The sequence below is a fragment of the Citrobacter sp. Colony219 genome (assembly GCF_019382635.1).
GTDB classification, from domain to species: domain Bacteria; phylum Pseudomonadota; class Gammaproteobacteria; order Enterobacterales; family Enterobacteriaceae; genus Citrobacter; species Citrobacter youngae.
Genome location: NZ_CP080033.1, coordinates 2780176 through 2805545, shown reverse-complemented (window position 1 = coordinate 2805545; position 25370 = coordinate 2780176). Strand labels below are relative to the sequence as shown.

The 25370-nt window shown below is 50.3% G+C and carries 26 protein-coding genes and 2 pseudogenes; 13 read left to right on the top strand and 15 right to left on the bottom strand.

What is annotated here, in order from left to right:
- Window positions 1-483 precede the first annotated feature (483 nt).
- Window positions 484-1173: an EAL domain-containing protein gene (locus tag JTI85_RS12520; protein WP_219351579.1), complete on the top strand. Its 690-nt coding sequence runs from the start codon at window positions 484-486 to the stop codon at window positions 1171-1173.
- A gap of 44 nt (window positions 1174-1217) precedes the next feature.
- On the opposite strand, the gene sapF is transcribed toward JTI85_RS12520, so the two are convergent.
- Genes sapF through sapA form a run of 5 tightly spaced genes read right to left on the bottom strand, consistent with a single transcriptional unit; the run spans window position 1218 to window position 6500 of the window.
- Window positions 1218-2024 carry a peptide ABC transporter ATP-binding protein SapF gene (gene sapF / locus JTI85_RS12515; protein ID WP_048211509.1) on the bottom strand — a complete coding sequence of 269 codons (807 nt, stop codon included), beginning with the start codon at window positions 2022-2024 and terminating at the stop codon, window positions 1218-1220.
- Between the two features lies 1 nt (window position 2025).
- Window positions 2026-3018: a peptide ABC transporter ATP-binding protein SapD gene (gene sapD / locus JTI85_RS12510; RefSeq protein ID WP_003020556.1), complete on the bottom strand. Its 993-nt coding sequence runs from the start codon at window positions 3016-3018 to the stop codon at window positions 2026-2028.
- The gene (gene sapC, locus JTI85_RS12505; protein ID WP_005126480.1) at window positions 3018-3908 is read right to left on the bottom strand and encodes a peptide ABC transporter permease SapC; all 891 of its coding nucleotides are present in this window, start codon (window positions 3906-3908) and stop codon (window positions 3018-3020) included. The genes sapD and sapC overlap by 1 nt, the downstream gene beginning before the upstream one ends.
- Window positions 3895-4860 (bottom strand): peptide ABC transporter permease SapB, encoded by a 966-nt coding sequence (sapB, locus tag JTI85_RS12500; protein ID WP_005126482.1) that lies wholly within the window; start codon window positions 4858-4860, stop codon window positions 3895-3897. The genes sapC and sapB overlap by 14 nt, the downstream gene beginning before the upstream one ends.
- Complete coding sequence (gene sapA / locus JTI85_RS12495; protein WP_101742276.1) at window positions 4857-6500, bottom strand: ABC transporter substrate-binding protein SapA; 1644 nt, start codon at window positions 6498-6500, stop codon at window positions 4857-4859. The genes sapB and sapA overlap by 4 nt, the downstream gene beginning before the upstream one ends.
- Window positions 6501-7045: 545 nt before the next feature.
- Between sapA and JTI85_RS12490 the strand changes: the two genes are divergently transcribed.
- A complete protein-coding gene (locus tag JTI85_RS12490) occupies window positions 7046-7498 on the top strand; it encodes an SgcJ/EcaC family oxidoreductase (protein ID WP_048211511.1) in 453 nt (150 codons plus the stop codon).
- Between the two features lie 74 nt (window positions 7499-7572).
- Here JTI85_RS12490 and JTI85_RS12485 read toward each other — a convergent pair.
- The 7 genes and pseudogenes from JTI85_RS12485 to pspF all read right to left on the bottom strand — a co-directional run.
- A pseudogene (locus JTI85_RS12485) lies at window positions 7573-7713 on the bottom strand (pentapeptide repeat-containing protein); the annotation flags it as partial.
- A gap of 5 nt (window positions 7714-7718) precedes the next feature.
- Entirely contained in the window at window positions 7719-8360 is a 642-nt protein-coding gene (locus JTI85_RS12480; protein ID WP_048211512.1) for a transcriptional regulator, read from the bottom strand.
- A gap of 126 nt (window positions 8361-8486) precedes the next feature.
- Window positions 8487-9455, bottom strand: a complete 969-nt coding sequence (locus JTI85_RS12475; protein ID WP_101742274.1) for a threo-3-hydroxy-L-aspartate ammonia-lyase — start codon at window positions 9453-9455, stop codon at window positions 8487-8489.
- 26 nt (window positions 9456-9481) lie between these two features.
- Window positions 9482-9877 (bottom strand): RidA family protein, encoded by a 396-nt coding sequence (locus JTI85_RS12470; protein WP_199954026.1) that lies wholly within the window; start codon window positions 9875-9877, stop codon window positions 9482-9484.
- A 374-nt stretch (window positions 9878-10251) separates the two neighbouring features.
- The gene (locus JTI85_RS12465; RefSeq protein WP_061067996.1) at window positions 10252-10824 is read right to left on the bottom strand and encodes a TetR/AcrR family transcriptional regulator; all 573 of its coding nucleotides are present in this window, start codon (window positions 10822-10824) and stop codon (window positions 10252-10254) included.
- Between the two features lie 85 nt (window positions 10825-10909).
- Window positions 10910-11773, bottom strand: coding sequence for an arginase family protein (locus JTI85_RS12460; RefSeq protein ID WP_115643346.1), 864 nt, complete (start codon window positions 11771-11773; stop codon window positions 10910-10912).
- 213 nt (window positions 11774-11986) lie between these two features.
- The gene (pspF, locus tag JTI85_RS12455) at window positions 11987-12976 is read right to left on the bottom strand and encodes a phage shock protein operon transcriptional activator (protein ID WP_161958607.1); all 990 of its coding nucleotides are present in this window, start codon (window positions 12974-12976) and stop codon (window positions 11987-11989) included.
- 156 nt (window positions 12977-13132) lie between these two features.
- Here pspF and pspA point away from each other — a divergent pair, with 156 nt between their 5' ends.
- From pspA to tyrR, 8 genes are all read left to right on the top strand, one after another.
- Entirely contained in the window at window positions 13133-13801 is a 669-nt protein-coding gene (gene pspA / locus JTI85_RS12450; RefSeq protein ID WP_003020532.1) for a phage shock protein PspA, read from the top strand.
- A gap of 54 nt (window positions 13802-13855) precedes the next feature.
- A complete protein-coding gene (gene pspB, locus JTI85_RS12445; RefSeq protein WP_048211519.1) occupies window positions 13856-14080 on the top strand; it encodes an envelope stress response membrane protein PspB in 225 nt (74 codons plus the stop codon).
- On the top strand, window positions 14080-14439 hold the full coding sequence (gene pspC, locus JTI85_RS12440; protein WP_048211520.1) for an envelope stress response membrane protein PspC: 360 nt from the start codon (window positions 14080-14082) through the stop codon (window positions 14437-14439). The genes pspB and pspC overlap by 1 nt, the downstream gene beginning before the upstream one ends.
- Before the next feature lie 8 nt (window positions 14440-14447).
- Entirely contained in the window at window positions 14448-14669 is a 222-nt protein-coding gene (pspD, locus tag JTI85_RS12435; RefSeq protein WP_040230893.1) for a phage shock protein PspD, read from the top strand.
- Window positions 14670-14745: 76 nt separating this feature from the next.
- Window positions 14746-15063, top strand: coding sequence for a thiosulfate sulfurtransferase PspE (gene pspE, locus JTI85_RS12430; RefSeq protein WP_101742271.1), 318 nt, complete (start codon window positions 14746-14748; stop codon window positions 15061-15063).
- Between the two features lie 142 nt (window positions 15064-15205).
- Window positions 15206-16603 carry a YcjX family protein gene (locus tag JTI85_RS12425; protein ID WP_048212579.1) on the top strand — a complete coding sequence of 466 codons (1398 nt, stop codon included), beginning with the start codon at window positions 15206-15208 and terminating at the stop codon, window positions 16601-16603.
- A complete protein-coding gene (locus tag JTI85_RS12420; protein WP_219351577.1) occupies window positions 16600-17661 on the top strand; it encodes a YcjF family protein in 1062 nt (353 codons plus the stop codon). Before JTI85_RS12425 ends, JTI85_RS12420 begins: the two co-directional genes overlap by 4 nt.
- 146 nt (window positions 17662-17807) lie before the next feature.
- Window positions 17808-19352 (top strand): transcriptional regulator TyrR, encoded by a 1545-nt coding sequence (gene tyrR / locus JTI85_RS12415; RefSeq protein ID WP_061067993.1) that lies wholly within the window; start codon window positions 17808-17810, stop codon window positions 19350-19352.
- A 52-nt stretch (window positions 19353-19404) separates the two neighbouring features.
- Here tyrR and tpx read toward each other — a convergent pair whose 3' ends face one another.
- A complete protein-coding gene (gene tpx / locus JTI85_RS12410) occupies window positions 19405-19911 on the bottom strand; it encodes a thiol peroxidase (RefSeq protein WP_040230898.1) in 507 nt (168 codons plus the stop codon).
- A 115-nt stretch (window positions 19912-20026) separates the two neighbouring features.
- On the opposite strand from tpx, the gene ycjG reads away from it, so the two are divergent.
- Complete coding sequence (ycjG, locus tag JTI85_RS12405) at window positions 20027-21013, top strand: L-Ala-D/L-Glu epimerase (protein ID WP_115601986.1); 987 nt, start codon at window positions 20027-20029, stop codon at window positions 21011-21013.
- On the opposite strand, the gene mpaA is transcribed toward ycjG, so the two are convergent.
- The gene (gene mpaA, locus JTI85_RS12400; protein WP_219351575.1) at window positions 20988-21695 is read right to left on the bottom strand and encodes a murein tripeptide amidase MpaA; all 708 of its coding nucleotides are present in this window, start codon (window positions 21693-21695) and stop codon (window positions 20988-20990) included. The genes ycjG and mpaA overlap by 26 nt on opposite strands.
- Window positions 21696-21879: 184 nt before the next feature.
- Between mpaA and mppA the strand changes: the two genes are divergently transcribed.
- Together mppA and JTI85_RS12390 are read left to right on the top strand one after the other, a co-directional pair.
- On the top strand, window positions 21880-23493 hold the full coding sequence (gene mppA / locus JTI85_RS12395) for a murein tripeptide ABC transporter substrate-binding protein MppA (protein ID WP_061067990.1): 1614 nt from the start codon (window positions 21880-21882) through the stop codon (window positions 23491-23493).
- Window positions 23494-24447: 954 nt separating this feature from the next.
- Window positions 24448-24681 carry a hypothetical protein gene (locus tag JTI85_RS12390; RefSeq protein WP_048211527.1) on the top strand — a complete coding sequence of 78 codons (234 nt, stop codon included), beginning with the start codon at window positions 24448-24450 and terminating at the stop codon, window positions 24679-24681.
- A 573-nt stretch (window positions 24682-25254) separates the two neighbouring features.
- Here the strand turns inward: JTI85_RS12390 and JTI85_RS21450 are convergent.
- A pseudogene (locus JTI85_RS21450) lies at window positions 25255-25366 on the bottom strand (SOS response-associated peptidase); the annotation flags it as partial.
- Window positions 25367-25370 lie beyond the last annotated feature (4 nt).

Sequence of the window (25370 nt, the reverse complement as noted above, 5' to 3'; positions counted from 1 at the left end):
TTTTTTAGCAATCAATGAGTTATGATTGCAATTTCAAGGTCACTCGAAATTGGTGTGAAATTATATCCCACTCTTTGCCCCTTGTGTCACGATCTTTCTCTGCTATTCACCAGACGGTGAGCAGCAGTAATCGGCATTTCAGAGGGCAGGGAATCGTTGTCAGCACCTGGTGGTCTGTCACTATTCATTGCACGTGAGGAGTATATCACTCCCCCCTGGTTCTGCCTCATCCAACCAGAGAAGAGCAGGGGTATAAGGTGAAAATACAAGGCGTCAGAGGGTTAAAATGGTATGATCTGACCTCTAGTCGATGTTTTAACACATATCAATGTAAGAACATTCTTAAAACAAAAAATATGACCATATTCATTTAGTTATGATATATTGTTTTTATCGATCAATATCGATTCATTGATCGATATTATTGATTGATTATGATTAAAAGTGCATTATCAGGACGTTATGATCAATTGGAGTGGTCTTATGCACTATCATTTCATCGCGGAACCGATGAGAGACACAACAGATAAGTTGCTGGGTGTTGAGATGCTCGCCCGCTTCACCTCTGAGACGGTTCATCCGTTACACGCAGATTCCATCATTTCGGCATGGAGTAGCGAACAAAAACGTAATTTCATGCTTGAGCAAATTCGGTTAATTGCAGAAAAGCGTAATTGGTTCGAGAACAATAATCTGCTCTGTACGCTAAGCCTTATTGATGAAATGGCGCTATTAGCAATTGGTGATCCCGTCATTAAGTCGGCCTTGCATTCCATGCCCTTTATTGCGCTGGAACTCTCAGAACGCTTTCTGTCGAATACAGTTTGCCTGAACAACCTGCTGATTAATTCGCTGAGTGATGGCCCAAATGCCTTGTGGCTGGGCGATCTCGGATCTGGCAGTATTGGCGCGAGTCCGCTGGTGTGCGGCCGTTTTGACGTTGTGAAAATGGATCGCGACTTCTTCCTGTCACAGGTAGAAAAAACAATTTTCCCGGTGTTGATTAAAAATATCAGAGGATATTGCGAGCGCGTTGTGGTTGAGGGGATAGATACGCCCCATCTTATCGAGGAGGTCTGCACCGCCGGCGTTTGGGCGATGCAGGGTGAAATTTTCCCGTCAGTCACGTTCTCTGAGGTTGACGCGCTACTCTTGCCCCGGTTTTGTCACTGATGACAGAACGGATAGCCCTCCCGTCCTGGTGGGCTATTATCTGATTAACGGTCTTTCCGCCAGGCATCGGCGGTAAGCGCCTCGCCAAAATGCCCTGCAATAAGACGACGAGTCAGCTCATGTAGCGGAGAGGCCAGCACGTCCGCCGTACTGCCGCGCTCGACAACTTCGCCCTGATGCATGACTAACACCTGGTCGCTGATGTGTTTCATCATCCCAATATGTTGGGTCACATAGATATACGAAATCCCTTGTTTTTCCTGTAATTCCAGCATCAGGTTGATGAGTTGCGATCGCATCGACATATCCAGAGAAGCCAGCGCTTCGTCGGCGATAATAACTTTTGGCCGCAAAATCAGCGCACGGGCAAGGCCCAGACGCTGTTTTTGCCCTGGGGCCAGCATATGCGGATAGTAGCTAACATGATCGGGTAGCAGACCCACCATACGCATAGTTTCCACAATCTGTTTGCGGCGCTGTTCAGGCTCCAGATCGGTATTCAGGCGTAACGGAAAATCGAGGATCTGTGAGATACGCTGCCGTGGGTTTAGCGACGTTGACGGATCCTGGAAAATCATGCGAATACGCTGACTACGAAATGAATAATCGCCATATTTTAGCGGATGATCGTCAATCAGCAGCTCGCCGCTGGTCGGCTCAACCATCCCAGCCAGCATTTTCGCCAGCGTGGACTTGCCTGAGCCGTTCTCGCCAATAATAGCGAGCGTTTGACGTTCACGCAGCGTAAAGCTCAGCGGTTTAACGGCTTCGACGGTCTGGCGGCGAAATAATCCCGTCCGGTAGCGGAAGGTTTTGCTCAGATTACGCACTTCGAGCAGGGTTTCTACCATCTCACTCTCTCTCCATATTCAGCGGGAAATGACAGGCGTAGAGATGATTCTTTGCTCCGGTCAGTCTTGGGGTTTCAATGCATTCGCGCTGCGCATAAGGGCAACGCGGCCCCAGACGACAGCCGATGGGCAACTGTTCTAACAACGGAATTGCTCCTGGCATGGTATTCAGGCGGCTTTTATGCGGCATTGCGCTACCAAAATCAGGAATGGCGCGAATCAGCGCTTGCGTATAAGGGTGATGGGGTATCGTCACCAAATCTTTACTGGGCGCGGTTTCCACCGTTTGTCCGCAGTACATTACGTTGATTTTGTCTGCCCATTGGCTGAGCATTTGCAGGTCATGGCTGATCAACAAAATGGTGGTATTGCTGTTTTGATTCAGTCGAGTCAGCAGACGAAAAATTTGCGCCTGGGTTGTGGGTTCCATCGCATTGGTGGGTTCATCTGCAATCAGCAGGCGAGGTTGGTTTGCCAGTGCGATGGCGATCATGACCTTCTGGCACTCGCCGTCAGTCAGCTCATAAGGGAAACTGCGCATGGCATCTTTATGATCTTTTATCCCGACGCGGTGCAGGAGCTCAATCGCGCGGCGTTTGCGCCAGCCGATACGTTGCCACCAGCGCCCCTTGTAAGTCCAGGCGGGAATGTTTTGCATCAGTTGGCGTCCAATACGTTCAGACGGATCCAGACAAGACTGCGGCTCCTGAAAGATCATGGACACGTTATGACCGACCAGCTTACGTCGCTCGCGGGCGGAAAGGCGCAACAGGTCGATATCATCAAAACGCATGCGGTCCGCGGTAACGCGCCAGTTATCTTTGGCGACGCCGCAGATGGCCTTAGCGATCAAACTTTTACCTGAACCCGATTCACCGACCAGTCCACGGATCTCACCTTCGTTTAGCGTCATGCTGACGCGGTCCACTGCTTTCACCCAGTCGTCACCGGTCCTGAACTCGATAGTCAGGTTGCGGATATCCAGTAATGGCATTATTCCACCCCCGCAATAATTGCGCGGCGTACGCCGTCACCTAACAGATTTACCAGCAGCACACTTATCATAATTGCCGCTCCGGGCAGCATGACGGTCCACGGCGCAACATAGATCAACTCCAGCGCATCGCCAAGCATGGCGCCCCATTCTGGGGAGGGCAGCTGTGCGCCGAGATCAAGGAAGCCCAGGGCGGCGATATCCAGAATCGCCATTGACAGTGCTCGGGTGATTTCAGTGATAAGACCGGCAGTGATATTCGGCAGAATCGCAAACCACAGGATATTGAGCGTGCTCGCGCCATCCAGACGAGCAGCAATGACATACTCTTTTTCCAGCTCGTCATGCACCATGCTGTAGACGGAGCGCACCATACGCGGCAGTAAAGCCAGCCAGACGGCGAACATCGCATGCGTCAGATGTGGCCCGGCAAAAGCCACCACAATAATGGCCAGCAGTAGCGATGGAATTGACAGCAGGGTATCCAGAATGTGGTTCAGCACCGCTGAGCGTAGTCCGTGCGTTGCCCCGGCAACCACGCCCAGCAACAGACCGCAGAGTGTGGCGGCGAGGGTAACGACAAACGCACCGCCAACGGTCGGGGCCGCGCCGCTGAGCAGACGGCTTAATACGTCGCGGCCCAGATCGTCGGTTCCGAGGAAGAATGACACTTCGCCATAGCGTGACCAGGACGGTGGCAACAGTTGGTAGCCAAGAAATTGCTGATCGATGCCGTAAGGGGCAAACCAGCCACCAAACACACACAGAATGACCAGTCCCGCACAACCGTACAGACCCACCATCGCAGAAGCATCGCCATAAAAATTACGCCATGCGGTGCGTAGCGTTCCGGGTGGGCGCTTCTCGCTATATACGCTATCGTARGGCATACCATTCCTTATGTTTCAGAGGGTTAGCCATAGCACCCAAAATATCAGAGATGACGTTAACGATAATAACCAGGGAGCCAATCACCATCACACCCGCCGAAATAGCGGCGTAGTCTTGCTGGCGAATTGCGTTAATCAACCAACGTCCCAGCCCTGGCCAGCTAAAGACCATCTCGGTGATCATCGCCAGCGTCAGCATGGTGGAAAACTGTAATCCAAGACGAGGAATGACCGGCGGAAGTGCGTTGTGCAATACGTGGCGACGCAGAATGGTGAAGCGTGACAAACCGCGCGTGGCTGCCGCTTTGACATAGTTCTGATCGAAGACCTCAATGGTGCTGATACGCATCAGGCGAATGACCTCCGTGGTGGGCGCGACGGAAAGCGTCAATACAGGAAGCACCATATGACGGATTGCGCTGACCAACATTTCGTCGCGCCAGGGGGAGTCAGAGATCCACGCATCAATAATGGCGAAACCGGTCACCGGTTTTACTTCGTAAAGTAGATCGAAACGTCCCGAAACGGGTAACCAGCCGAGAGTCAGTGAGAAGAGGAGCGTCAGCAGCAGCGCCAGCCAAAAAACGGGAATGGAAAACCCCATCAGAGCCAATGCGCTGATGCAGCGATCCTGCCATTTATTACGTGTGATGCCGGCCAGCATGCCGATGGGGATCCCGACCATCAGCGCAAACCCAAAGGCAAGAATACACAGCTCCATCGTGGCTGGGAAAACCTCTTTCAGCTGTTCTGAGATTAACTGACCGTTAATACTGGAAACGCCAAAATCCCAGTGGATCAGACCGTTGAACCAGAATATCCAGGCGTTCCACAGCGATGCGCCTTGTAACGGCGCATGGGGGGTGAAGTAGCTCAGGCTGAACCCAATGAATGTCAGGAAGAACAGGGTGACCAGCAGCAATAAGAAGCGACGCAGGGTGAAGATAATCATGGTTTTTTCACCTCATCAGTCTTTTCCCTGGAAACCCCGGCAAAGGAAGCATTCCCGAACGGACTTAGCACCAGACCTTTGATGTCATAGCGGTAAGCCTGTAGACGCAATGATGAGGCCAACGGCAGGATCGGCAACTCTTGCGCCAGGATATTTTGTGCTTCGTCATAGGCGTCAATACGCGAGGAGAGCTGCTGCGAAGACAGCGCTTTGCGTAAAATGCTGTCGAACTGCGGATTGCACCAGTGTGCGAAGTTAGTCTGTGAGTTGATGGCGGCGCAACTGAGCAACGGTCGGAAAAAACTGTCAGGATCGTTACTGTCCGTCGCCCAACCGGACAACGTCAGATCATGGTTCATATCCATTAATCGCGCCTCCTGAAAACGACCTTCAACCGGGATGATCTTCACTTTCACACCCACCTGCGCCATATCTGCCTGGATCAGTTCCGCTGTTTTCAGCGGACTCGGATTCCAGGCCTGAGAGCTGGTCGGGACCCACAGTTGCAACGTCAGGTTCTCAAGTCCCAGTGCTTTTAGCTGCTCACGGGATTTAGCCGGGTTGTATTCAGTAATCTTAGCTTCGTTGTCATAAGCCCATGAGGCGCGGGGCAAAATAGATGCTGCAGTTTCTGCCGTACCGTAGTAGATAGACTGCATCAGACGCTGGTTGTTAATGGCCAGTGCCAGCGCATGCCGCACTGCGGGGTTATCCAGCGGCGGTTTATTGGTGTTGAATGCCAGATAGGCAATGTTCATTCCAGGACGCAGCGTCAGGCGCAGGCGTGGGTCATCACGTAATATGGTGAGCTGACTGGCCGCGGGCCAGGCCAGAACGTCGCACTCCCCGGTCAGGAGCTTTGATAACCGTCCGGTGCCGCCTGAACCGAGATCCACAACGACCTGTGGCATCAGGGGCGTGCCGCGCCAGAATTTTTCGTGACGTTGTAGACGAATATATTGCCCCGCGCGGTTTTCTGAAAGCAGGAACGGTCCGGTACCGACAGGCTGCCTGTCGAGTAATTCCTGGCGATCCTGTTTGGCCAGTTGTGTGGCATATTCAGCCGACATTACAGAGGCATAGTGTGTCGCCAGATGCCACAGGAAGGAGGCATCTGGCTGAGTCAGACGAAATTCAACCGTGTTGTTATCCAGCTTGCGCACGCTTTGCACGTTATCAGCGAATTGCAGGCTATCGAAGTAGGGAAAGCTGCTGCCATTGACGTTGTGCCACGGATGGTGACGGTCAAATATGCGCTCAAAGGTAAATACCACATCATCTGCATTTAGCTTACGGGTAGGCTTAAACCAGGCCGTCTTTTGAAACGAAACGTCGCGGCGCAAGTGGAAACGGTAGGTTGCGCCGTTGTCCAGCACTTCCCAGCTCTCAGCCAGTTCTGGCACCAGTCGGTAGGTGTACGGATCCACATCAAGTAGCCGGTCATAGAGTTGGGCTGCCAGAGTGTCGACAATCAGGCCGCTGCTCGCTTTCTGTGGGTTGAATGTATTGACTTGCCCGCTGACGCAATAGACAAAGCCGCTGTCACGAATATCAGCGTGCGTGGTCTGCAGAGGCGCGGCAACAGCCTGACCACTCAGAAGTCCAGCCATTACGATCAGAGTTGATAAAACCAGGCGCATAATTTTAAGGGACTATGAATAAAGAAGCTATCTTACTAATATTTAATGACATTCGCCATTACCGTTTGAGTTTGGGGGCAACCATACAGTTAGTTGCAAATTCTACGTCGCGGCCTGGTCAATATTCATACCAGCGCTCCACTTTGAATATAACTCATAAACTATCTTAGCATTTTCATGCCTCATCTGACCCGTAATAAACGAAGCGCGAGTTTCATGAGGGTATAGCTATGCCAAATTTATGTGCTGGGGTGTCGCAAGTACCGAAACGTAAGGAAGGGATAGCGTTAAAGAGATTCGGGAAGGGGGACAGAAATCATATGCATGCTGAACTATAATCATTCAGGTAGTGGGTTATGTTAAATACAGAGCATCAATGCCAAAATATCTAATTATTTCATTGTATTAATTACTCATTTATTTAACGTCTTTATTTTCTACACCCGGCGTATGTTAATGGTTTCTATTGGTTATTACAGGTGATTTGACTATCCGGTTATCAATGACCTTCTTGTGGCCATCTAACCATTAATGGAATGATTACTATGAAGCAATTACTTGGTTTTGCTTGTTCACTGATCCTTTTATCGGGCCCCGTTTTTGCGACTCCGGCCCCAGAATGTGTGAAGGTGAACAAAGCGCAAATCGAAGCGCTATTCGACAAGTGGAATGAATCACTGAAAACGGGTAACGCGAAGACAGTATCTGAAAATTATCTTAGTGATGCAGTATTACTTCCCACGGTGTCAAATAAAGCCCGCTTAACAGATGCTGAGCGTGAGGATTATTTTGAACATTTTCTGGCAAAGAAACCGACCGGGAAAATTGACAGTCGTACCATTCGTCTTGGCTGTAATAAGGCGATTGATGCTGGTACCTATACCTTCACCTTCGCAGACAAATCGACTGTTTCGGCCCGTTATACGTTTACTTACGCATGGGATGGGAAGGCGTGGAAAATTTCCACCCACCACTCTTCAGCAATGCCTGAAGGGTAACAGAACAGATACGTAGGGGGCGGGGATTCACCGCTCCTAGGTGTATTGCGGGCTTGATTAACCAGGGCTAACCGCCCAGGCCGTTCCATGATCAACGAGGCCTGGTAACTATCTATCTTAACGCCTTGTAAATCGACGCCCCGAATATCTAAATCACCCAGTTCAGAATTGGTCAGATCGCAATGCGTGAAGTTCGCTGCTCGCCAGTCAAACGACCAACTTATTCGCCGATAGCGTTAGCCTGACGGGCGTACAGGTATGCGGTTGCTCTGGACACTCCCAGATGCTGCGCCACCGTATCCATGGATTTTCGTACGTTCAGTAAACCTTCCTTACGCAATTGTTGAATCAGTACCTTTCTGTCTTCTGTTTTCAGCGCTCGCGCCGTTGTTGCACGTTCAGCCGCAAAGTTATCAATACGCTGGCGAATCACTTCATTACTGCCAGGATCGAGGTGTTCGCTGACAGGTGAGCACTCGGTTTCAGTAAACCGTGCAAGCGCACTCTGCATCCCGCGAAATAGCGTCATATCAACATTCAGGCATAGCGCCGCGATGTATTTGCCTTGTTCGTCCTTGATGCCAATAGAGGTACTTTTTACCGGGCGACCATCAGCAAACTGATTGCTGTAGTTGGCAACGATGCTAGGAAAATCAGGTGATGCGATCCGCGCCAGTCCAAGCTCCGTTGCGGGCTGGCCAGCTTTGCGACCGGACAGATTATTATGTATGGATAAGATCGCATGCTCAGGGTTCTTGAGGTCATGAACCACAACCTCGCAAAACGGAGAGAAGGTATCGCTCAGTCCTTTGGCGATGGTTTCAATTTGATTGAGTAGCGAGTTATCGTCGGTTTTTGGCATGCCAGTCTCCTGCAGTGATGCCTGTTGCCATTATGGCGGCCAGTTTACAGCGTCCTGGGGCTTCTTTTCCAGACTGGAACAGGCGTATAGCGATAAGGTATCCGCACCGCAGATACCTTAATGAGATTACCCTGCAAGGAATTCACTGTAGCGGTTGATATCAACATTGCCACCGCTGATGATAATGCCGATTCTCTTTCCCCGAAGGCCTGCTTTTCGCGCTCTCGCGGCGGCAAAACCAAGGCAGCCTGTTGGCTCCACGACCATTTTCATTCGTTCCGCGATAAATTTCATTGCGGCAATTAATTCATCATCTGAAACCGTCAGAATATCGTTAACATGTTTCTGGATCAGTGGAAAGGTATGCTGTCCTAGATGTTGGGTTTGCGCGCCATCTGCAATGGTTTTCGGCGTATCGATGTGCACAATTTTGCCACTGCGAAACGACTGTTGACCGTCGTTGCCTGCCTCAGGTTCCACACCATAGATAAGACAATCAGGGGACAAGTGTCGCGCGGCCAGTGCGGAACCAGATAGAAGACCGCCACCACCCAGACAAACAAAAAGGGCATCCAGAGCACCAACTTCTTCAATCAGTTCTTTCGTGGCAGTACCCTGGCCTGCAATAACGTGCGGGTGATCGTAAGGTGGGATCAGCGTTAGTCCCTGTTTTTCTGCCAGATCCCGGCCAATTTTTTCACGATCTTCAGTATAACGGTCGTACATCACGACATGTCCGCCATACCCTTTCGTGGCAGCAACCTTAGCGGCTGGCGCATCGTGCGGCATGATAATTGTCGCCGGAATACCCAGTAATTTTGCGGACAGGGCAATTGCCTGAGCATGGTTTCCGGATGAAAAAGCCACGACGCCGGCTGCTCTCTGTTCTGGTGTAAACTGGCGCAAAGCATTCATCGCGCCGCGAAACTTAAATGCCCCCATCCGCTGGAAGTTTTCGCATTTGAAGAAAACGTCAGCACCAAACTCTTCATTCACCGTTCGTGATGTCATAACCGGTGTCTTGTTCGCATAACCTGCGATACGCTCAGCGGCCGCGGCAACATCGTGGTAATCAGGTAGTGTCATTTCAGTCATTGTTGTTCACCTGTAGCAGTTAATAGTCACACTTGTTGTGCTAACGCAATGGCTTCAATTTCTACGGCAAAGCCGTAATGAAGCTCTGCAACGCCAGCGACAGCACGGGCTGGACGGGAATCACCGATCCATTCGCCGTAGATCCGATTAAACGTCGGCCACTGATTAATGTCCGTGACATAGACGCGAACCGATACCAGGTGCTGACGAGAAACGCCGGCTCCTGCCAGACAAGCATCAACATTCTGTAGAGCCAGTCTGGTCTGTTCTTCAAAAGAAGCTTCCGCTTTTCTTTCGCCATTAGTCGTGACAGGTAGCTGTCCAGAAATGAAAACGAATCCTCCGGCAGTCACACTATGTGAGTAATGGCCTGCTGGCGGGAAGCTATCCGTCGTTGTGTTCTGGGTAATATTGGTGGGCATGGTTCAATCTCCAGCTTAAGTATTGATAATTCATTTAGTATAAAATAATACTGTTTGTATTATTTTATACACCATCGTCATCCTGGCATCCAGTCTCTTTTTTCAACTACATGGCCCTGTGGACGACGTAAAACGATCGGCATACCTGCTGAAATGCTTGTATAACGCTAGGATTTATGGCTGTGAGGTCGGGCAGGAATGATGAGTGCGCAGAAATGATTTTTTGCTTTTACTCGTGGTCGGGAGTTCAGCTGCAATTCACCGACAATTGTATAAATTGATACTTTATGTATTGATTGTGTTGACACCCGCAATGCCCACTTCTGGCGCGAAGTGGGCAGGGGAAAGATCAGAAAGCAGGCTCGGGAAGTATTTTATTTAAGCAACTTTGACATTAAATCAGGGAACGCTGGTACATCTGTTTCCAATGAGAACGCAGGGTTAATAGCCTTACGTGCAATCAGTCCGTCAATAAATGCAAACAGAATGATGGTTATCGCTTGTGGGTTAATATCCCGACGAAACTCTCCTGCGGCGATACCTTGCGCAATTATTCCCGCAATGCTTTGTCGCATGATGTTATCACTGGCGATAAACGCTTCCCTCAGTTCCGGGTTGCGTGCCGATTCGGCCATGATCTCTATCCAAAGGTTGTGCGTGACAGGGTAACCGACATCGCTTATGCAAGAAACGACCTGCTTGCAAAGACGATCAAAAAACGATCCGCTACAGGGCTCATTATGGGCAGCCAGCGCAGTGTTTTGCTCTTCCAGAACGATTGCCCGAATAAGCTCATCCTTACTTTTGAAGTAAGTGTACATGGCTCCCTGGCTGATACCTGCACGCGTGGAAATTTCGCGCACGCTGGTTGCATTGAATCCTTTCTCAGCAAAACAGGCTGCGGCAGCGGTAATAAGCTTATGGTAGGTTTCAGTATTCTTTAGCATATCGACCTTTATCTTTGAATCTATGGCGAAACTTTACCGTGCTTTGAGGCCTGGAACCAGCGATGAGATTTATCGATATCTTGCGTTACTTCATGAGAGGTAATGCACTGAGCATGTTCTTCAGGTTCACCATATCCCACGGCAGATGTTCAGCAATGGTAAGCCCGACGGCCTCGGCGTTTGCAGTGGCAAGATTAACCAGTTTAAGCACCTCTTCAATAGTCAGCTTACCCTCGGGCACATCGCCAAAATCATGTTCCCCTCGGCCTGGTTTGGCGAACAAAACAGAACGGAAAAGTGACGGGTCCAGAACATCCAGATCAATATGAATCGCCAGATATTCAATGTGTTCGCGGGCAATCCATTCCATAACCTCGTTGGCACCGTTTTTGACATCATCAGGGCCAGCCGTCGCAATCCGGTGATGGGCCAGATAGTCGCTTTCGTATATCAGTGGATTGTGAATGCCGGCAATCATAATTTTTGACGGCGAAACCTTGTGTGTGACGTGGTCCACTAAATCTTTATCGCCCGTGCCAATCAGTGCGCCAAGTACATGGGCATGCGCATTTGGATACTGTTCAGCCGTCTGCACGTCGGGGTGAGAGTCGATCCAAAGCACGCCCAGCTTATCACCGTACTTATTCAGCAGATGCGCGAAGGGCACCAAAGAAACCAGGCAGTCACCGCCCAATACGACAATCGCGTCGGGATCGTGTTTTTCAATACGCGTCACCGCATCGTTCAACTGTTTAAGAATCTGTGGTTTACCAGTAATGCCATCTATTACACTCAGCGGCTCGCTTTCAGGTAAAGCAACCGGAACATCCTCGACGGGGCCTTTCGCTTCAGGCGAGAGAAAGGACAACAGAAGTGATCCGAGATGATAGGGGGGATTGTTGCCTCCCTGCCACTGGGGGAAGGAAAGTCGAAGCGTTTTTTTAGCCATAATTTACCTGCTGTCAGTTTCTAAAGAGGATCCTCAAGGCGTATCCGTGTTGGTCGCCTTGTAGTGATTATGTGAATGAACGTTCATTCATTATGGGTCAGTATGAAACTTATGCAAGATTGATGATATGTGGGAACCGTTAAACGGTACTATTTCAATGTGCTTTGTGGAGGATTTTGCACATGAAGGCGCTTAACGGTTGGTAATGCATCGTTAAATCTGGTGTTTTTTAAGCAACGCGCGGAGCTGATGGTACGTCAGCCCAAGCAGTTCGGCGGCCTTTTTCTGGTTAAATTTTGCCTGTTGTAGGCTGGTTTGCAGAAACGTCTTTTCTTGCTGTTGCTGGAATGCGCGCAGATCCAGCGGTAACGTTGCCGCTGTAGAGTGGGTTTCCTGCTGCTGAACGTCTGTAGTGTGGCGCTTAAACGGATCTATCACTACCTCGTCCAGCGGATAATCGCTGGTACCATGTCGGTATACCGAGCGTTCAACAACGTTTTTCAATTCGCGGATATTGCCCGGCCAGCGATAGTGGAGAAGTGTTTCTCTGGCTTGTGTGCTAAAACCGGGAAACAGCGGTAATCCAATCTCGCGGCACATTTGAATCGCAAAATGTTCGGCCATCAACATGATGTCGCTTTTACGCTCCCGTAAAGGTGGAAGTTGCACGACATCAAAGGCCAGTCTATCCAACAGGTCTGCGCGGAAAGTACCTTCACTGACCATTCTCGGTAAGTCGGCATTGGTGGCACAGACCAGGCGCACGTTAACCTGCAGCGGCTGGCTACCGCCTACGCGCTCGAGCTCTCCATACTCAATAACGCGCAGCAATTTCTCCTGTACCAACATCGGTGCGGTTGCCAGTTCATCAAGAAAAAGTGTGCCACCGTCGGCGCGCTCGAAGCGGCCAGGATGGCGTTTTTGCGCTCCGGTAAAAGCGCCAGCTTCATGGCCGAAGAGTTCGGAATCGAGTAAATTTTCGTTCAGCGCCGCACAATTAAGAGAAATAAACGGTCCTTGCCAACGAGTGGAAAGGTAGTGCAGACGGTTGGCGATTAACTCTTTTCCTGTGCCACGCTCACCGATAACCAGCACGGGTTTTTCCAGGGGGGCCAGATGGGAGACTTGTTCCAGCACTTCAATGAAGCTGTTTGCTTCCCCCAGAAGAGTATCTTTGTATCCTGCCATGATGAAATTCACCATTTGTTAGTGTTATTCACCAATTTACCCTAATTATCTCGTCAGGTAAAATTAGATATTATCTTTAAAATCAATAATATAAAAAAGTTGGCACGACAAGTGCATTATGGAAGCAGCAGGGCATTGCCCGATATCAGAACAGTAAGTGAGGATTACATTATGGGTATTTTTTCTCGTTTTGCCGACATCGTGAACGCCAATATTAATGCGTTGCTGGAAAAGGCCGAAGATCCGCAGAAACTGGTGCGGTTGATGATTCAGGAAATGGAAGACACGCTGGTTGAGGTTCGATCTAACTCAGCGCGTGCACTGGCAGAAAAAAAACAGCTGTCCCGCCGGATTGAACAGGCCAGTGCGCAGCAGGCGGAGTGGCAAGAAAAAGCTGAGCTGGCGCTGCGTAAAGAGAAAGAAGATCTGGCGCGTTCTGCATTAATTGAAAAGCAGAAACTGACCGATTTAATTGCCTCTCTGGAGCATGAAGTGACGCTGGTTGACGATACGCTGGCGCGGATGAAAAAAGAGATTGGTGAGCTGGAAAATAAACTCAGTGAAACCCGGGCTCGTCAGCAGGCATTGATGTTGCGTCATCAGGCGGCGAGTTCTTCTCGTGATGTCCGTCGTCAGTTGGATAGCGGCAAACTGGATGAAGCAATGGCCCGCTTCGAATCTTTTGAGCGCCGTATTGATCAGATGGAAGCGGAAGCCGAAAGCCATAACTTCGGTAAGCAAAAATCTCTGGATCAGCAATTTGCTGACCTGAAAGCAGATGATGAAATCAGCGAGCAGCTGGCGCAGCTTAAAGCCAAAATGCAGCAAGACAAGCAATAATAACATCTGGCGGTGCCCGAACGCGCCGCCGCTCATCACCTGTAAGGAGTACTCATGAGCGCGCTATTTCTGGCCATTCCGTTAACTATCTTTGTGCTGTTCGTTTTGCCGATCTGGCTGTGGCTGCATTACAGCAATCGTTCCAGCCGTGGTGAACTGTCGCAAAGCGATCAGCAACGTCTGGTAGAGCTCAACAATGATGCACAGCGTATGCGTGAACGTATTCAGGCGCTGGAAGATATCCTTGATGCCGAACATCCAAACTGGAGGGACCGCTAATGGGGGGCGTTAACCTGAACAAAAAGCTGTGGCGTATCCCGCAGCAGGGCATGGTTAAAGGGGTCTGTGCTGGTATTGCGCACTATCTTGATGTCCCCGTGAAGCTGGTAAGGATCCTGGTGGTACTGTCAGTCTTTTTTGGTCTGGCCTTTTTCACCGTAGTTGCCTATATCGTGTTGACGTTTGTGCTGGACCCAATGCCGGACAACGTCGTATCCGGCGACCAACAGCCATCAAGCGGGGAACTGCTAGATTCCGTCGATCGTGAACTGGCCGCGAGTGAAAAGCGTTTGCGTGAAATGGAGCGTTATGTGACATCGGACACCTTCACATTGCGCAGTCGTTTCCGTCAATTGTGAGGATTGAAATGAATAATCGCTGGCAACGTGCCGGGCAAAGGGTTAAGCCGGGCTTTAAAATAGCAGGCAAGCTGGTACTTTTGACTGCGCTTCGCTACGGCCCCGCAGGTGTTGCGGGGTGGGCGGTGAAATCAGTGGCCCGCCGTCCGTTAAAAATGTTGCTGGTGTTGGTACTGGAGCCATTATTGAGCAAGGTTGCCAGGAAAATTTCCCAACGCTACGGCCAGTGATAGCATGCTCGCAATATTTCCTTAAGATCAAGTATATAGTGTTAGGTGACTTTCCATCATTTAACGGAACGATACTATGTTGAAAAAAGGAGTATTCGCGCTAGCGCTGGTCATCGGGATGCCGGTATTTGCGGCCGAGCACTGGATTGATGTTCGTGTTCCTGAACAATATCAGCAGGAACACCTTCAGGGGGCCATCAACATCCCTTTAAAGGATTTGCAGGCACGAATTGCGGCAGAAGTCCCTGATAAGACCGACACCGTGAAGTTGTATTGCAACTCAGGTCGTCAATCCGGGATGGCAAAAGATATGCTGACCGGGATGGGCTATACACAGGTAACCAACGAAGGCGGTATTAGCGGGATTAATCTTCCTAAAGTAGAGAATAAATAATCCGCATGCTTTCTTTTGGCTAAAGGCGACATGAATGATGTCGCCTGATTTCTTTCAGGGAGTTGATAACTCAGTATTAAACCTTATGTTTGCTCCCTGTTTGTTATAATTTCTTCGGTTCCTTCAGCATAACGGGATGGCGATGAAGCGACTTAAAAATGAACTCAACTCGCTGGTTAATCGCGGCGTAGATCGGCATCTGCGCCTGGCTGTCACCGGACTTAGCCGCAGCGGTAAAACAGCGTTTATTACCGCAATGGTAAACCAGTTACTCAATATTCATGCCGGTGCGCGCCTGCCGTTGCTCAGTTGTGTGCGTGAAGAGCGTCTGCTTGGCGTAAAGCGGGTTCCTCAGCGCGATTTTGGTATTCCGCGCTTTACCTATGATGAGGGACTGGCGCAGCTTTATGGCTCTCCGCCAACCTGGCCGACGCCAACGCGTGGCGTCAGTGAAATTCGCCTGGCGTTGCGCTACAAATCCAACGATTCTTTGCTGCGTCACTTTAAAGATACGTCCACGTTGTACCTGGAGATCGTCGATTATCCGGGGGAGTGGCTGCTCGATTTACCGATGCTGGCCCAGGATTACCTTGGCTGGTCACGGCAAATGACCGGATTATTGCAGGGCCAGCGAGGTGAATGGTCGGCCAGATGGCGGCAGCTATGCGAGGGGCTTGACCCGCTGGCGCCTGCTGACGAAAACCGTCTGGCGGAAATCGCCGCGGCGTGGACAGATTATCTGCATCAGTGCAAACAGCAGGGATTGCATTTCATTCAGCCCGGGCGCTTTGTGCTGCCGGGGGACATGGCTGGCGCACCTGCGCTGCAATTTTTCCCGTGGCCGGATGTTGATGCTTTTGGTGAGTCAAAACTGGCACAGGCGGATAAACATACCAACGCAGGTATGTTACGCGACAGGTTTAATTACTACTGCGAAAAGGTCGTGAAAGGGTTCTACAAGAATCACTTCCTGCGCTTTGATCGCCAAATTGTGCTGGTCGATTGCCTGCAACCGCTTAACAGCGGACCACAGGCGTTTAACGATATGCGACTGGCGCTGACACAACTGATGCAAAGTTTTCATTATGGTCAGCGCACGTTGTTCCGCCGGTTGTTCTCGCCGGTAATCGATAAGTTGCTGTTCGCTGCCACCAAGGCCGACCACGTTACGGTCGATCAACATGCCAATATGGTGTCGTTGTTGCAGCAATTGATTCAGGACGCCTGGCAAAATGCTGCGTTTGAAGGCATCAGTATGGACTGTCTGGGACTGGCATCGGTGCAGGCAACCACCAGCGGCCTGATTGATGTGAAGGGCGAGAAGATCCCCGCGTTGCGCGGCAATCGCCTGAGCGACGGCGAGCCGTTGACCGTCTATCCGGGAGAAGTCCCTGCGCGTTTACCGGGCCAGGCTTTTTGGGATCGCCAGGGTTTCCAGTTTGAAGCCTTTCGCCCGCAGGTCATGGATGTAGATAAACCCTTACCGCATATTCGCCTGGATGCCGCGCTGGAGTTTTTAATAGGAGATAAATTGCGATGAGCGAGCCGTTAAAACCGCGTATCGATTTCTCAGGTCCACTGGAAGTGGAACCAAACACGGCATTTAAAGCACAGCAAATGTTCAAGGATACGGAGGCGCAGACTTTTTCTCCGGCGACAGTGGATGAACCACTGGAAGACGAAGGTCAGGCAGAAGCCGTTGTTGATGCGGCCCTTCGCCCTAAACGCAGTCTGTGGCGCAAGATGGTGATGGGCGGGCTGGCACTGTTTGGCGTAAGCGTTGTCGCTCAGGGTGTGCAGTGGACCATGAACGCCTGGCAGACTCAGGACTGGGTCGCGCTGGGGGGCTGTGCTGCGGGTGCGCTGATTATTGGCGCAGGCGTTGGGTCGGTGGCAACCGAGTGGCGTCGGCTGTGGCGTTTGCGTCAACGCGCACACGAGCGTGATGAAGCGCGTGATCTGTTACACAGTCACGGAACCGGAAAAGGCCGCGCATTTTGTGAAAAGTTGGCACAACAGGCGGGTATCGATCAGTCTCATCCTGCGCTACAACGCTGGTATGCCTCTATCCATGAAACGCAGAATGATAGGGAAGTTGTGAGCCTGTATGCCCACCTGGTGCAGCCAGTGCTGGATGCGCAAGCACGACGTGAGATCAGTCGTTCTGCGGCGGAATCCACGCTGATGATTGCCGTCAGCCCGTTAGCGTTGGTGGATATGGCGTTTATTGCCTGGCGAAATCTGCGGTTGATTAACCGTATAGCTACGCTGTATGGCATCGAACTCGGCTATTACAGCCGCCTGCGCCTGTTTCGTCTGGTACTGTTAAATATCGCTTTTGCCGGGGCCAGCGAGTTGGTGCGGGAAGTGGGGATGGACTGGATGTCGCAGGATTTAGCGGCCCGGTTATCCACGCGTGCCGCGCAGGGTATTGGCGCGGGCTTGTTAACAGCGCGTCTGGGGATTAAAGCGATGGAGCTGTGCCGTCCATTACCGTGGATTGATGATGATAAACCGCGACTGGGGGATTTCCGCCGTCAGTTGATCGGTCAGGTGAAAGAGACCTTACAAAAGAACAAATCCCCGCGTGAAAGTTGAGTAAATACGGGTGCCGATCGTATAACTTTACGCTCCGGCGCCCAATTTTCCAGCGTGCTGTCAATATTTGTTGACAGAGTCCTTCCTGCTAACCCAATACTGGCTTATCATTTAATACATAATCCCTTGTCCAGGTGAAGGTTCCTATGCGTTTGGAAGTCTTTTGTGAAGACCGTCTTGGTCTGACCCGCGAATTGCTCGATTTACTGGTGCTGAGAAGCATTGATTTACGCGGTATCGAGATTGACCCCATCGGGCGAATTTACCTTAATTTTGCGGAGCTGGAGTTCACTAACTTCAGCAGCCTGATGGCTGAAATCCGCCGCATCGCAGGGGTAACGGACGTCCGTACCGTGCCCTGGATGCCTTCCGAACGCGAACATCTGGCGCTTAGCGCGTTGCTTGAAGCATTGCCTGAACCCGTTCTTTCTCTGGATATGAAAAGCAAAGTGGAGATGGCAAACCCGGCAAGTTGCCAGCTTTTTGCCCATCCCCAGGAGCGGATGCGCAACCACACGGCGGCACAGCTCATTAATGGGTTTAACTTCCAGCGCTGGCTGGAAAGTAATCCGCAGGATTCCCATAGTGAACATGTGGTGATTAACGGACAGAACTTCCTGATGGAAATTACGCCGGTCCATTTGCAGGGCGAAAATCAGGAGCAAATGCTGACCGGTGCCGTTGTCATGTTGCGTTCTACCCTCCGCATGGGCCGCCAATTGCAAAACATGACCACCCAGGATCTGAGCGCATTCAGCCAGATTATTGCCGTAAGCGCCAAAATGAAACACGTTGTTGAACAGGCGCGCAAGTTGGCGACGCTGAGTGCGCCGCTGCTGATCACCGGGAATACCGGTACGGGCAAAGATCTCTTTGCGCATGCCTGCCATCTGGCGAGTCCACGTGCGTCAAAACCTTATCTGGCGCTGAACTGCGCGTCTATTCCTGAAGATGCGGTAGAAAGCGAACTGTTTGGTCACGCCCCGGAAGGTAAAAAAGGGTTCTTCGAGCAGGCGAATGGCGGTTCAGTGTTGTTGGATGAGATTGGCGAAATGTCGCCGCGCATGCAGACGAAATTGCTGCGCTTCCTCAATGACGGGACGTTCCGTCGCGTGGGTGAAGATCATGAAGTTCATGTTGATGTTCGTGTAATCTGCGCGACGCAAAAGAACCTGGTGGAACTGGTGCAGAAAGGTCTTTTCCGCGAAGATCTCTATTATCGTCTGAATGTCCTGACGCTTAATCTGCCGCCGCTACGCGATTGCCCACAAGATATTATGCCACTCACAGAGCTGTTTGTGGCGCGTTTTGCCGATGAGCAGGGTGTACCGCGTCCGAAGTTGTCTGCCGATCTCAGCACGGTGCTCACCCGCTACGGCTGGCCGGGCAATGTGCGTCAGCTTAAAAATGCTATCTATCGGGCGTTAACTCAGCTTGAGGGCTATGAACTGCGTCCGCAGGATATCTTATTGCCGGATTATGATGCAGCGACAGTTGCCGTCGGAGAAGAGGTGATGGAAGGGTCGCTGGATGAGATCACCAGCCGCTTTGAACGTTCCGTGTTGACGCAGCTTTATATGAATTATCCCAGCACGCGTAAACTGGCTAAACGCCTGGGGGTTTCACATACCGCGATCGCCAATAAGTTACGCGAGTATGGTCTGAGTCAGCAGAAAAAAAACGAAGAGTAATGATGCAAATAAAAATGCCTCCATCCGGAGGCATTTTTGTATTCAGGGCAACTTAGGCTTTCAGCACGGCCAACGCTGCATCATAGTCAGGCTCGTTGGTAATTTCATTGACCAGTTGGCTGAACACGATGTTGTCATTTTCGTCGATAACGACAACGGCACGAGCAGCCAGACCTTTCAGCGGACCTTCGGCAATTTCAACGCCGTAGTTTTTCAGGAATTCAGCGTTACGCAGGGTGGACAGCGTGATAACGTTGCTCAGACCTTCCGCGCCGCAAAAACGAGAATGGGCGAATGGCAGATCGGCTGAAATGCACAGTACGACGGTGTTGTCGATTTCTGTCGCCAGTTGGTTAAACTTACGTACTGATGCCGCGCACACGCCGGTATCGATGCTTGGGAAAATATTCAGCACTTTGCGCTTGCCTGCGAACTGGCCCAGAGTAACGTCAGACAGGTCTTTAGCCACAAGGGTAAAAGCCTGGGCTTTGCTTCCAGCCTGAGGAATAGAGCCGGCAACTGCAACCGGGTTGCCCTGGAAATGAACGGTTTGTGACATGGTTATCTTCCTGTTTACATATAGTTAACGTCAAGGCTAGTTTATGCCATCAGCAGTTAACACGGCAAACGCTATTTGCGGATATCCGCTTCAGGGACTGCATTAAGGAAAACAAATGAGATCAGTTAAGGTGTATGAGGAAGCCTGGCCGTTACACACTCCCTTTGTGATTGCCCGCGGGAGCAGGACCGAAGCGCATGTGGTGGTGGTTGAACTGGAAGAGAATGGTGTAAAGGGCGTTGGAGAATGTACGCCTTATCCTCGCTATGGCGAAAGCGATGCGTCGGTACTGGCTCAAATCATGAGTGTTGTGCCGCAACTGGAACACGGTGTGACGCGTGAAGCGCTGCAGGCATTGCTGCCCGCGGGGGCGGCGCGTAATGCCGTTGACTGTGCGCTTTGGGATCTCAATGCGCGTCAGCAACAACAGTCTCTGGCCGACTACGTTGGTACTGAACTGGATGCAACAGTAACGACCGCGCAAACCGTCGTGATCGGCACGCCGGAGCAGATGGCGGCGAGCGCGACTGCGCTATGGGATAACGGTGCCAGATTGCTGAAAGTCAAACTGGATGCACACTTAATCAGCGAAAGGATGGTTGCGATCCGGGCGGCTGTGCCTGAGGCGACAATCATTGTTGATGCTAATGAATCCTGGCGTGCTGAAGGGCTGGCCGCACGCTGCCAGTTAATGGCGGATTTAGGCGTTGCGATGCTGGAGCAGCCTCTGCCGGCTAATGATGATGCCGCGCTGGAGAATTTCGTGCATCCGCTGCCTGTCTGTGCAGATGAAAGCTGCCATACCCGCAGCAGTCTGAAAGCGCTGCATGGACGCTATGAAATGGTCAATATCAAACTCGACAAAACAGGCGGCCTGACGGAAGCGCTGGCGCTGGCGACCGAAGCCCGCGAGCAGGGATTTGCACTCATGTTGGGCTGTATGTTGTGTACATCAAGGGCGATCGGCGCTGCATTGCCGCTTACGCCACAGGTCAGCTTTGCCGATCTGGATGGCCCAACGTGGCTGGCCCGAGACGTGGAGCCTGCCTTGCATTTTACAACCGGACAGCTTCATCTCAAGGATGCCAGCGCAAAAGATTAGACATTGCCAGCAGGTATTTTTCGCTCGCTTCATCCGATGAAATGGGCGGAAATTCTGCAGTAATGCAATGTAGGTTTAGATCGGCGCACCAGCTACCAAAAGAGCCCGGCGTTTCATAACCGACGCTGGTTACCAGCGGCAATTCGAACGACTGCGCCAGCCACGCGCCTAATTCGCTGTGTCTGGGATCTTCAATACAGGCCAGCGGATCGTGGAAAGAAACTACCCATGCAGGATGAATGTGGTGAATAAGTTGGCATAGTGCCTGGGCCTCAGGCTCAGATCCCGGATGATCGCCAGTCAATAACACCACATCACGCTCTTCTGCGCTGCTGTTCCAACGATATACCGTTTCACCAGATTTCCAGTTTGCCGCCGGAAAGTTGCGGTTAAGATCTACGCCGTTTGCATTTGCACGCAGACCCAACTGGCAACCGTCAGGGTTTACCGCCAGCACCACATGATGGCGACGCAGGGAGGGATTAAGCGTACGCAATGCGCAGGAAAGGGTAACGACCGAGGAGTTTTCGTCGCCGTGCGTTCCCGCCAGTATCAGGCCGCTTTCACGATCGGCTGCCGGTGCAGGGAACCAGATTAGCGGCGCGCCCAATAGTGAACGTCCGTAATGTTCGGTTCCTGGCGGAAATGCGCCGCGCTCGGCACGGGGGCGGGTAACGGTCATAGTCATCTCTGAATGCTGGGATAGTTACTCGCAGTGTTGTGCAAAATGTATGGATAATCAAATCGTTTTCACACACTTATCTTTTCAGGTGTAATATCACTTTCCTGTCGGAAGTTAATTGCATTTCCTGCTGGCGATACAAATAATTACACATTCACTTAGTAGCCGGAATTGAGGGTATCTTATGCAGCATTCTGTTTCAGTAACCTGTTGTGCGCTGTTGGTTAGCAGCATTTCATTATCCTGGGCTGCTGATGTTCCCAGCGGGACGGTACTGGCAGAAAAGCAAGAACTGGTGCGTCATATAAAAGATGAGCCAGCGTCACTCGATCCGGCAAAAGCCGTTGGGCTTCCAGAAATTCAGGTTATTCGCGATTTATTCGAAGGGCTGGTCAACCAGAATGAAAAGGGTGAGATTATTCCCGGTGTCGCCACACAGTGGAAGAGTAATGATAACCGTATCTGGACGTTTACGTTGCGCAATAATGCGCAATGGGCCGATGGCACGCCGGTAACGGCACAGGATTTTGTCTACAGTTGGCAGCGTCTGGTTGACCCGAAAACACTATCGCCGTTTGCCTGGTTTGCCGCGCTAGCAGGGATCAACAATGCCCAGGCGATCATCGATGGCAAAGCCGCGCCCGATAAGTTAGGTGTCAGCGCGGTGGATGCGCATACCTTCAAAGTGCAGTTGGACAAACCGCTACCCTGGTTTGCCAACCTGACAGCGAGCTTTGCGTTTTATCCTGTCCAAAAAACCAATGTCGAAAGCGGTAAAGAGTGGACGAAGCCAGGCAACCTTATCGGTAACGGTGCCTATGTGCTGAAAGACCGTGTGGTTAACGAGAAACTGGAAGTTGTGCCGAATACACATTATTGGGACAACGCCAAAACGGTGCTGCAAAAAGTGACTTTCCTGCCGATTAACCAGGAGTCTGCTGCGACCAAACGCTATCTTGCTGGCGATATTGATATTACTGAGTCCTTCCCGAAAAATATGTATCAGAAGCTATTGAAGGATATTCCGGGCCAGGTGTATACGCCGCCGCAGCTTGGTACTTATTACTATGCATTTAACACGCAAAAAGGGCCGACTGCCGATTCACGCGTGCGTCTGGCGCTCAGTATGACTATCGATCGTCGTCTGATGGCGGAGAAAGTATTAGGGACTGGAGAAAAACCCGCCTGGCACTTTACGCCGGATGTGACGGCAGGATTTATCCCGGAACCTTCTCCGTTTGAACAAATGAGTCAGGAAGAGCTTAACGCCCAGGCGAAAACGCTGCTGCGTGCCGCGGGCTATGGTCCGCAGAAACCGCTTAAACTCACACTGCTGTACAACACCTCTGAAAACCATCAGAAGATTGCTATTGCTGTGGCTTCCATGTGGAAGAAAAATCTTGGCGTGGATGTGAGGCTACAGAACCAGGAGTGGAAAACCTATATTGATAGTCGTAATACCGGCAACTTTGATGTTATCCGTGCCTCCTGGGTGGGCGACTACAATGAGCCTTCTACGTTCTTGTCATTATTAACATCGACCCATACGGGCAATATCTCCCGCTTTAATAATCCGGCATACGATAAAGTGTTGACCCAGGCTACTCTGGAAAATACAGAGAAAGCGCGGAATGCTGATTATAACGCTGCGGAGAAAATTCTGATGGAACAAGCACCTATTGCGCCGATTTATCAGTACACCAACGGACGTTTAATTAAACCGTGGCTGAAAGGGTATCCGATTACCAACCCAGAGGATGTGGCATACAGTCGCACTATGTATATTGTTAAGCACTAATTGCGTACGTCCTCCTGTTAACCTTCGTTAACCACTTCAAAACCAGAACTGGCGCTGACTTCAGCGCCAGCATCTCCAGATAATCAGTATCAACCTCATTAGAAATAATGATAAAAATATATCTAATGAATTATTCATACTGCAGATTTCTATTTATACCGTCATTTAAATTTAATGAAATGGTATTCTTCAATAAAAAACACTGTCGGTGCTTGTTGAAAATAAGGTTTAATAATTAGAGCGGTGGTGCAAAATATGAAACGGGACTGAAAACACCGGGGCACTTAGCTTGTGCATTGTGGATAAACAAAATATTGTCGAAACCCAACAAAGAACGGCCAGCTATATTAGCCTGCATAATCTGATGTTATATTTGAAGAAAAAAAAGCCGTGCAACCCTGGCGACAGTACTTAAGGGCCGTTAACTGGCGAGCAAGGTATTCGAAACTGCCGGGGGGCATGGCCCTGATATGGCCGATGATTGCCATAATCTCAATGAATTAATGTTTATTAATATTATGTCATGTGTTTATGTATGTGGTTAGATTTTAGTCTGATTAAGCTACTGATGGTATCTGGCCAGGTTATCAGATTGTGACTATGGTTATTTGCAGTGTAAAAACCAATATGGATTGCATGTGGCTTAGAATTAACTTTGTTGGTACTTTGTAAGAAATTCCCACTACCTACAGTGACGCCATTACCTGTTGAATCATCGGGATTTTCTCCAGAGAAGCCTTATGTAATCGGCATAGTAACCTGACCAGAGCCCAGTTATCGTAACGTTAGTATCCGTGCCAGACACATACTTAAACCTGTTTCTTCTCTGCGCGGACATCTATTTCCTGGTGTTTCAAGGGACTACTAAACAGCAGGGAAAAGCTGTATATTTCGCAGGGTTGACATGCTCTGACTTGTAAGTGCAGTTACTAGCTTATAAACAAAGGATTATGAATGTTTTTGATTACTATTTGTTACGCACTTTTTGCTTTGTGTCTTTTTGCAACATTTTATGTCTTGATGACGTACGAAAAACCGGGAAAATTGCACAACTGGGAAATTATAGTATTAATAATTATTTCTACATTCTGGCTTCCTGAGCTGATTATTCTGGTTTTCTCTTTTGCGCTTCTGGGACCAATGCTTTTGGGGATCAGGCATCTGCGCCGGCAGAGTGTTTCCGCCTGAATCATTGGTACCTTAACCTCGTACTGCACGAGGGGTTCCGGCCAAATCTGGCCTGTGAACAGTGGGGACCGACCGGAAGATTGTTAGCGATGAATGTGACTCGCTACAGGGTTATTCTCATTATTGACGTCGAAATACCAACTCTGTACAAACGATTCCGGCATCTGAACGATAAATTTGTGGCGTGCAGGAGTTTCAATTTTAATTGTCCGGGTGTCGTTTTCTGGCGCACAGCGGAGAGAACGCAGGTAGCGGTTATCTACGGTGTTGATGTTGCAACGATGTATAAAAATTACCTACAGGGTGAGCATAAACATCATAGTGAGTCATCTATATTTCTTGAACAGTGTTGAAGTATCGGCAGATACCGTCTCTCTGAATTGTTAATGATTTTGGGTTGATGTAAAAATAATGATTATTGTATTGCTGTGGATTTTTAATCAATTTGTTGGGAGTTAGTATGAAAGATATCCATAGTGATTTTCCCTTGCAGGGTTTAATCTGGTTATCTGACGCAACGTAGTTTGGCTCCCTAATTTTTACATTCTTGCCTGTACGTGTTACGTCCTGTCATATCAATTCTGTAACTGGCACGAAACCATCGTCTGCAATGTCCTCGGCTTCTTTCCCCTCCAACATCCGGCCTCATCCATTCGCGAGCGGCCTCTGGTGGCAGCACCATAGGTCAC